Annotated in this window: 7 protein-coding genes; 5 read left to right on the top strand and 2 right to left on the bottom strand. The window is 60.8% G+C overall.

What is annotated here, in order from left to right; all coding sequences use genetic code 11:
* The coding region (locus tag ACFP6B_RS05820; protein ID WP_377128021.1) for an HAD family hydrolase at positions 1–646 on the bottom strand (646 nt) is incomplete at its 3' end.
* Between the two features lie 50 nt (positions 647–696).
* On the opposite strand from ACFP6B_RS05820, the gene ACFP6B_RS05815 reads away from it, so the two are divergent.
* Positions 697–1,290, top strand: coding sequence for a hypothetical protein (locus ACFP6B_RS05815; protein WP_377128018.1), 594 nt, complete (start codon positions 697–699; stop codon positions 1,288–1,290).
* Between the two features lie 26 nt (positions 1,291–1,316).
* Here the strand turns inward: ACFP6B_RS05815 and ACFP6B_RS05810 are convergent, their stop codons facing one another.
* Entirely contained in the window at positions 1,317–2,033 is a 717-nt protein-coding gene (locus tag ACFP6B_RS05810) for a glutamine amidotransferase (protein WP_377128015.1), read from the bottom strand.
* 239 nt (positions 2,034–2,272) lie between these two features.
* Between ACFP6B_RS05810 and clpB the strand changes: the two genes are divergently transcribed.
* The 4 genes from clpB to ACFP6B_RS05790 all read left to right on the top strand — a co-directional run bounded on the left by clpB (position 2,273) and on the right by ACFP6B_RS05790 (position 7,279).
* On the top strand, positions 2,273–4,861 hold the full coding sequence (gene clpB, locus ACFP6B_RS05805) for an ATP-dependent chaperone ClpB (protein WP_377128012.1): 2,589 nt from the start codon (positions 2,273–2,275) through the stop codon (positions 4,859–4,861).
* Between the two features lie 129 nt (positions 4,862–4,990).
* The gene (locus ACFP6B_RS05800; protein ID WP_377128024.1) at positions 4,991–5,959 is read left to right on the top strand and encodes a Sir2 family NAD-dependent protein deacetylase; all 969 of its coding nucleotides are present in this window, start codon (positions 4,991–4,993) and stop codon (positions 5,957–5,959) included.
* Positions 5,960–6,431: 472 nt separating this feature from the next.
* The gene (locus ACFP6B_RS05795) at positions 6,432–6,755 is read left to right on the top strand and encodes a carbohydrate-binding domain-containing protein (protein ID WP_377128009.1); all 324 of its coding nucleotides are present in this window, start codon (positions 6,432–6,434) and stop codon (positions 6,753–6,755) included.
* 317 nt (positions 6,756–7,072) lie between these two features.
* Positions 7,073–7,279, top strand: coding sequence for a DUF3073 domain-containing protein (locus ACFP6B_RS05790; protein WP_377128006.1), 207 nt, complete (start codon positions 7,073–7,075; stop codon positions 7,277–7,279).
* Positions 7,280–7,413 lie beyond the last annotated feature (134 nt).

The following is a 7,413-nucleotide window of genomic DNA, read 5'->3' as shown; positions in this document are numbered from 1 at the left end:
GAGCTTCGTGCTCGCATAGGAGATGCTCCCCATTAGTTGGTGACTGTTTTTTAGTAGTCCAACTTATGGGGAGCAGTTCAGTCAGGCCGGGGACCACTACGACCTTCATGCCTGCGGCCATAGCGCTTTGCGCTCCGGAAGCAGAGTCTTCTACGGCAACACAGTTGGCGGGATTTACCCCTAGATGCTTTGCCGCCAGCAGATAAGGTTCGGGGTCGGGCTTGGCCTTGGTAACCTGCTCATCGGTTATCAGGGTCTTAAAGAGACCGGCAGGTGCCAACCGGGCGGTATTAGCTGCAAGCTCGGTGGTTGCATTGGTGACGATACCTGCGGGGACGCCAGCCTCAGCTACCTGAGCCAGTAGAGCCTCAATGCCGGGCAGGAACTCAACCCGGGCGTCCTTGAGCAGTAGCGACATCTTTGCCTTGAGCCGGTTATAGAGTTCATCAGCGGGGACGTCGGCCCCTAGTTCCTGCATACGGGCAAAGGTCACTGCGGCAGGTTTGCCCAGGGTCATGAGTGTGTCTTGCTCGGTCCAGCGAGCGCCAAACTCGGCAGCCAGGGCAGTTTTTGCCTCGGCCCAGAGGGGCTCGGTATCTACCAGGGTTCCGTCGTGATCGAAGAAGATAGCTTCAAGTCTGCTCATAGCACCACCCTACCCGTCCTCGGGGAGCTTTGCCCGGTTAGGATAGGTGGGTGAACCAAGAGCGCTCCCTTACCACCACAGAATCGTTACCCACCCACCCGCGCCTACGGCGGCAGCCCAGCCTCGTGCGCCGGGTGCTTGCCTACCTGCTGGTGCCCATGGCTTTTATATCGGCTGCCTGGATTACTGCCGGGCGCGCCCTCTTTGGTGCCGGGGGAGAGCTAGTGCCCATTTACGCGATTTCATTTGGGCCTGCCCTGCTGGTCATCCTGTTGGTCGCTGCCCTGTTTTCTTTCAAAGAAATGGGCGTGCAAGAAAAGGGAGTGCGGGCTGGCTTGCCGCCCGTCACCGCGCTCGTGGCAGTATCTACCTGGGTGTTGGCCGGATTCTTCGGTATGGTGGCCCCCGACCGTCTTGAGGGGCAGAACATTTCAGCTGCTGCTGCCCTGCTGGGCTCCGACGTCATTGGCCTCTCCGCTGCCTTTGGCAATACCAGCGGGATTTTGACCTTCTCGTTCGCTATTGCCACCCTGCTACTCGCTATCAGTGACTACCGAAAAGCCCGAGCCCTGATGCGAGGGCTCGATGATGCCACTCGGGAGCGACTAGAGCGTGAAGAATCGATGTACGACTTTCTTGACTAGCCCTGGGTAGGTTCTGAGGGGAAGTCTTACAGATTAACCTGCTCGAGCCAGCTCTTGAGTACATCGGTTGCAACTGCGGTCAGCTTTTCTGCGTAGAGGGAGGCCTCGCGGCGGATGACCGCAACGTCCTGCTCTGAAGCCCTGACGTAGTCGGCATAAGCAATCAGCCACTGCTCAATATGGCGGGGGTTGACCTCAAGGTGGAACTGGAGCGCCAGAGCGTAGGGCCGCCCTGCGGCGTCCTCTAGGGTAAAGGCCTGGTTCTCGCACATCTGGGTGCGGGCTAGGCTAAGGGAATCTTCGGGCAGGGTAAAGGCATCGCCGTGCCAGTGGAGGACGGGGGTGTTGCCCAGTGGCGCGAGAACAGATTCTTTCCCGGCTTCGGTAAGTTCTACCGGGGAGTAGCCCAGCTCAATGGCACCGGTGGGGTCAACCTGGGCTCCTGCAGCTAGAGCAATCTGTTGGGCGCCCAGGCAGATGCCCAGGATGGGTTTCTGCGCGGCGATGCGCGCCTTGATGAGTTCTACTTCTTCAAAGAGGAAGGGGTAGTCCTGGGTGTCGTTCACGCTGATGGGAGCGCCCAGAATAACCAGCAAATCCGCCTCGCGCACCTCGGGGGTGTTGAGGGCGTCAATACCGGCATCGCGGTATTCGACGCTAAAACCTCGCTCGGTGAGTAAATCCTCAAAGATGCCAAGGTCTTCAAAGGCGACATGGCGGACGGCGTAGGCGGTGCGGGGCATGGTTCTCCTTGGGTGAGTGACTGCTACCAGTGTAAAGGTGATGCGGTGAGTTGAGAAAGGCGGCGGACGTGCGTGCCCGCCGTGCGAGACACCTGCAGGTTTGGGGCAGATAGGGGTAGAAGAAAATGTTCTCTCAGGTATCTAGCGCAAGATAGTTGAGTGTAGTAGACTCAAGTTAAAGCTGAGTGGAGTACACTCAAGTATGAACGAACTACCTACGCAAAAGGTAAAGGAGAACAATGAACGCCCAATTTACAACCAAGAGCCAAGAAGCCCTCTCGGTCGCCAATATGAATGCCCAAACCGCGGGCAACCCCACCCTCGATACACCCCACCTGCTCAAGGCTCTCATGGACCAGCGCGGGGGAGTCGCTGTAGCCGTCCTCAAAACCGCCGGTCTCGACGTCGATGCCATCTCGCTGGCAGCGTCCATCGAGATTTCAAAGCTACCCAAGGTGCAGGGAGCCTCCGCTGCCCAAGCCCAGCCGAGCCGGGCCGTCCTAACCGCCATTCAAACCGCGCAAGCCAAAGCAGCCCAGTTCGGCGATACCTACATCTCCACCGAGATACTGCTGCTGGCGCTCGCCGCCGGTGATGACGCCACCGCCCGCGCCCTACAGAAAGCCGGGGCAACCGAAAAGACCATCGAAGAAACCATCCCCACCGTGAGAGGAGATCGCACCGTGACCACCCCCGACCCTGAAGGCACCTTCGGCGCCCTAGAACAGTACGGCACCGACCTGACCGCCGTTGCCCGTGAAGGTAAACTCGACCCTGTCATTGGGCGCGATAGCGAAATCCGCCGCGTGATCCAGGTGCTCTCCCGCCGCACCAAGAACAATCCCGTGCTCATCGGTGAACCCGGCGTCGGTAAAACCGCCGTGGTTGAGGGCCTGGCCCAGCGTATGGTCTCAGGTGACGTGCCCGAATCCCTGCGCGGCAAGACCCTGATCTCCCTGGACCTGGGGGCAATGGTCGCCGGTGCCAAGTACCGCGGCGAATTCGAAGAGCGCCTCAAGGCCGTGCTCGAAGACATCAAGAAGTCTGAGGGGCAGATTGTTACCTTCATCGACGAGATTCACACGGTTGTGGGAGCCGGTGCCTCTGAGGGCTCCATGGACGCCGGTAATATGCTCAAGCCCATGCTGGCCCGCGGTGAGCTGCGCCTGATCGGTGCAACCACCCTGGACGAGTACCGCGAAAACATCGAAAAGGACGCCGCCCTAGAGCGCCGCTTCCAGCAGGTCTACGTGGGTGAGCCCAGTGTGGAAGACACCATCGGTATTCTGCGCGGTCTGAAGGAGCGATACGAGGCCCACCACAAGGTCGCCATCGCAGACTCCGCCCTGGTCGCTGCCGCTAACCTGTCCAACCGCTACATCCCTTCGCGTCAGCTACCTGACAAGGCCATCGACCTCATTGACGAGGCAGCCTCCCGCCTGCGTATGGAAATCGACTCCGCCCCCGAAGAGATCGACGCCCTGCGCCGCGCCGTTGACCGCCTGACCATGGAAGAGCTGGCACTGGCCAACGAGACCGACCCCGCCTCCGTCGAGCGCCTTGAAGCCCTGCGGGCAGATATGGCTGACAAGAAGGAAGAACTGGACGCCCTCAACGCCCGCTGGGAAGCCGAAAAGGCTGGCCTTAACCGCGTTGGTGACCTCAAAACCCAGATTGACGAGCTGCGCTCCAAGGCAGAAGTCGCCCAGCGCGAAGGTAACCTGGCCGAGGCCTCCCGCGTGCTCTACGGTGAGATTCCCGCCCTTGAAGCTGAACTCGCCGCAGCCCAGCAGGCTGAGACCACCGCGTCCGAAGAGTCCATGGTCTCTGAAGAAGTGACCGCCGACGATATCGCCGAGGTGATCTCTTCCTGGACGGGTATTCCCGCAGGCCGTATGCTCCAGGGCGAATCTGAGAAGCTGCTGCACATGGAAGATGAGCTGGGCAAGCGCCTGATCGGCCAGCGCCAGGCAGTCACCGCCGTGGCCGATGCCGTGCGCCGCTCCCGCGCCGGAATCTCAGACCCCGACCGCCCCATCGGCTCCTTCCTCTTTCTGGGCCCCACCGGCGTCGGTAAAACCGAGCTGGCCAAGGCCCTGGCTGAGTTCCAGTTCGACGACGAGCGCGCCCTGGTACGTATCGACATGAGCGAATACGCCGAAAAGCACGCTGTTGCCCGCCTGGTCGGTGCCCCTCCCGGGTACGTCGGCTACGAAGAGGGTGGCCAGCTCACCGAAGCTGTACGCCGCCGCCCCTACTCGGTCGTGCTCCTCGACGAGGTCGAAAAAGCCCACCCCGAGGTCTTCGATATCCTGCTGCAGGTACTCGACGACGGCCGCCTGACCGACGGCCAGGGGCGTACCGTGGACTTCCGCAACGTCATCCTGATTCTGACCTCCAACCTGGGCTCCCAGTTCCTGATTGACCAGAACCTCGATGACGAAGCCCGCAAGAGCGCCGTCATGACCACCGTCAACGCCAGCTTCAAGCCGGAATTCCTTAACCGCCTGGACGAGGTCATCATGTTCGAGCCGCTCTCAGCCGATGACCTGGCCTCCATCGTGGGCCTGCAAATCGCCTCCATGGCTCGCCGCCTGGAAGACCGCCGCCTAACCCTGGACGTCACCGACGCCGCCACCGAGTGGCTGGGCCTTGCCGGCTACGACCCGGCCTACGGCGCCCGTCCGCTCCGCCGCCTCGTGCAGCGCGAAATCGGCGACCGCCTGGCCAAGGGAATCCTGGCCGGTGCCATCAAGGACGGCGACACCGTACGCGTGGACGTCAACCCCGACGTCACCGTCGACGGGCTGGTCGTCACCGCCGAGTAAAAGCCGGGAATGACCCTATTGTTTCTCTCTTGACCCTACGGATTATCTCGGGGTCAAGAGAGAAGCGATAGGGTCTTTGTCTTTTAAACTGGAAGAGTGAACCAGACCCAGCCCCGCCCCGAACCCAACATGTTCGATACCCGCTTTGCCGGGGCGTCCGTGTCCATCACCGCGCACGCCGATATCGCCGCCACTCACGCGGCGGCCCTGCGCTCCATCGACCGGGTGGTGGCCGAAACGGCCCAGCCCACCGACCCGCAGGTAGCGGCGGACGGCATCCGGCAACTCCTGCGTGACGAGCAGGTTCTGGTGCTCACCGGGGCAGGAATCTCCACGGGCTCGGGGATCCCTGACTACCGCGGCCCCGCCGGGTCCCTGCGCAACCACCGGCCCATGACCTACCAGGAATTCCGCTTCGACGAGGTGGCGCGGCAGCGCTATTGGGCCCGCTCCTTTGTGGGCTGGCGGCAGATGAACCGGGCCCGCCCCAACACTGCCCACTACCTGCTCGCAGACCTGGAAGCCCAGGGGTGCCTTGCCGGGCTGATTACCCAAAACGTGGATGGCCTGCACACCGCAGCCGGCTCCCGCACAGTCGTTACCCTGCACGGGGATCTTTCCCGCATTGAGTGCCTAGACTGCGGAGCGGACGAGGGCCGCACCTCTCTTGACTCCCGCATCGAAGCCGCCAACCCCGGCTACCTCGAACGCCTCGCCAGCACCACCTTGCAGGTCAACCCCGACGGGGACGCTGAGATCGACGCCCGTTTTATTCAAGATTTTCAGATGGTCGGCTGCCTGGCCTGCGGCTCGACCAAGCTCAAACCCGCAGTGGTCTACTTCGGCGAACCTGTGCCGTCTGCCCGTAAGCAGGCCGTGAAAGAACTGGGGGAGCGGGCGCGCTCCCTGCTGGTTCTCGGCTCATCTCTGGCCGTGATGAGCTCCTACAAAATCGCCCTCGATTTTGCCCGCGCGGGCAAGCCCATCGCCGTCATCAACCAGGGCCCGGGCCGGGCGGACGCGCGTGCCACCTACCTCTGGCGCGCCGACGTCACCGACGCCCTCTACGCCGTTACAGCCCCGCACGAAGGCATCTAAAACTTTTTCTTCTGTGAGTTTCACCAGGTCAAAGGCACTAAAAGGGCTGTCTGTAGGTGCTCATAAGTGAAGGCTAAGTACAACACAGGCTAAACACAGACTCTGAGAGAACACTGGTTATCAAGCAAAACAAGACCAGATACACCCCTCGGAGAACCCCGTGAACACCATCATCACAGCAGCTGCCCTCGACCTCGTCGCCATTCTGATTCTGTGCGGCATGTACGTCACCCGCCACCGGCTCCCTCACCAGCGTGCGCTAGGGGTCAGTGAGCGAGCAGGACGCCCGCACCCGCTTTACTTGCCAGGGGCAAGGAAGCCGGGGTGGGCGTCCTTATTTTTACCTTTTGACAAGGGGAAATGAAAAAGTTTGGCATGCATAAGTTCAAGCTAAGTTCGCCACAGCTTAAACATAGCTTCGCCCACCAGACTGTTAACAACAGCCCGAACAGAGCACGACAGAAAGACCGCCATGACTGCTACAGCCTTCACCCAGAACACCGCCACCCTGGCCCCGGCCCACTGGCCCGGCATCAGCCTGGACGAACTGAACGCCAAAGCAGCCATGCAGACCCGCGTCGACCGCAAGTACATCGTCGACGGCCTCTACGCCCGCACCGACCTAACCCTGGCCGGTGAAGGTACCCTGAATGTCACCGGTAACTACGGCGACGGCATCGCCAGCGGCGACGGCTTCACCATCAGCATCAACGGCTCAGAGGCCGGTACCGCTACCGCAACCTCCGGTGCTGCTGCAGGTGGCATGGGTGGTATGGCACCCGGTGGCCGCCCCTAAAGCCCCATAGACTCAGCCGGCGATAACGACACTTGCAGCCTAGAACTTCGCCGGCTGCCCTACCGCTCCGCGTCACCTCTTTCTGGTCGGGTGACGCGGAGCTTCTCTTTGCCAGGAGGGGAGCTGCATGAAATAAAACGACCGTTCTCTATATTTTTGTGGTTTTTAGCAGTTTCTTACATCTCATGTGGCGAACAGGCAAGCAAAGACGCGCAAAAACATGTACCCTTAGATACAGAAAAGACTGAAAGTTTTTCTGGCACACCCCTGCGCGCACGCGGGTGGCCAGATACGAGCGATAAAGAGGGGGTCTCGCCATGGGGCGCGGCCGTCAGAAGGCTAAAGCAACTCGGCAGGCTCGGGAGATGAAGTACTTCAGCCCCGACACCGACTACACTGCACTTGAGCGGGAGCTCAGCAAGAATGCTGGCTCTCAGTCTAAGACGTCTGGTTATCAGTACGATGACGAGGACGACTACGCAGAATACGCAGATAAGTACGCCGACGATTATCAGGAGAAGTAACCCGCGTAGCACCACGCGGGTTCTTCCCGTCTCTTTTTCTAGCCCGCCACCGCCAGTGAACTGCTCCCCATAAGTTGGACTACTAAAAAACAGTCACCAACTAATGGGGAGCATCTCCTATGCGAGCACGAAGC

The sequence above is a fragment of the Rothia nasimurium genome, from assembly GCF_042660305.1.
GTDB classification, from domain to species: domain Bacteria; phylum Actinomycetota; class Actinomycetes; order Actinomycetales; family Micrococcaceae; genus Rothia; species Rothia nasimurium.
Note: the sequence above shows the minus strand (reverse complement) of the source record. Positions and strands in the feature narration are given on the sequence as shown.

Excerpts from the sequence above, each read along its gene's own strand:
- ACFP6B_RS05810 (WP_377128015.1), bottom strand. The coding sequence starts at position 2,033 with ATGCCCCGCACCGCCTACGCCGTCCGCCATGTCGCCTTTGAAGACCTT.
- clpB (WP_377128012.1), top strand. The coding sequence starts at position 2,273 with ATGAACGCCCAATTTACAACCAAGAGCCAAGAAGCCCTCTCGGTCGCC.
- ACFP6B_RS05800 (WP_377128024.1), top strand. The coding sequence starts at position 4,991 with ATGTTCGATACCCGCTTTGCCGGGGCGTCCGTGTCCATCACCGCGCAC.
- ACFP6B_RS05795 (WP_377128009.1), top strand. The coding sequence starts at position 6,432 with ATGACTGCTACAGCCTTCACCCAGAACACCGCCACCCTGGCCCCGGCC.
- ACFP6B_RS05790 (WP_377128006.1), top strand. The coding sequence starts at position 7,073 with ATGGGGCGCGGCCGTCAGAAGGCTAAAGCAACTCGGCAGGCTCGGGAG.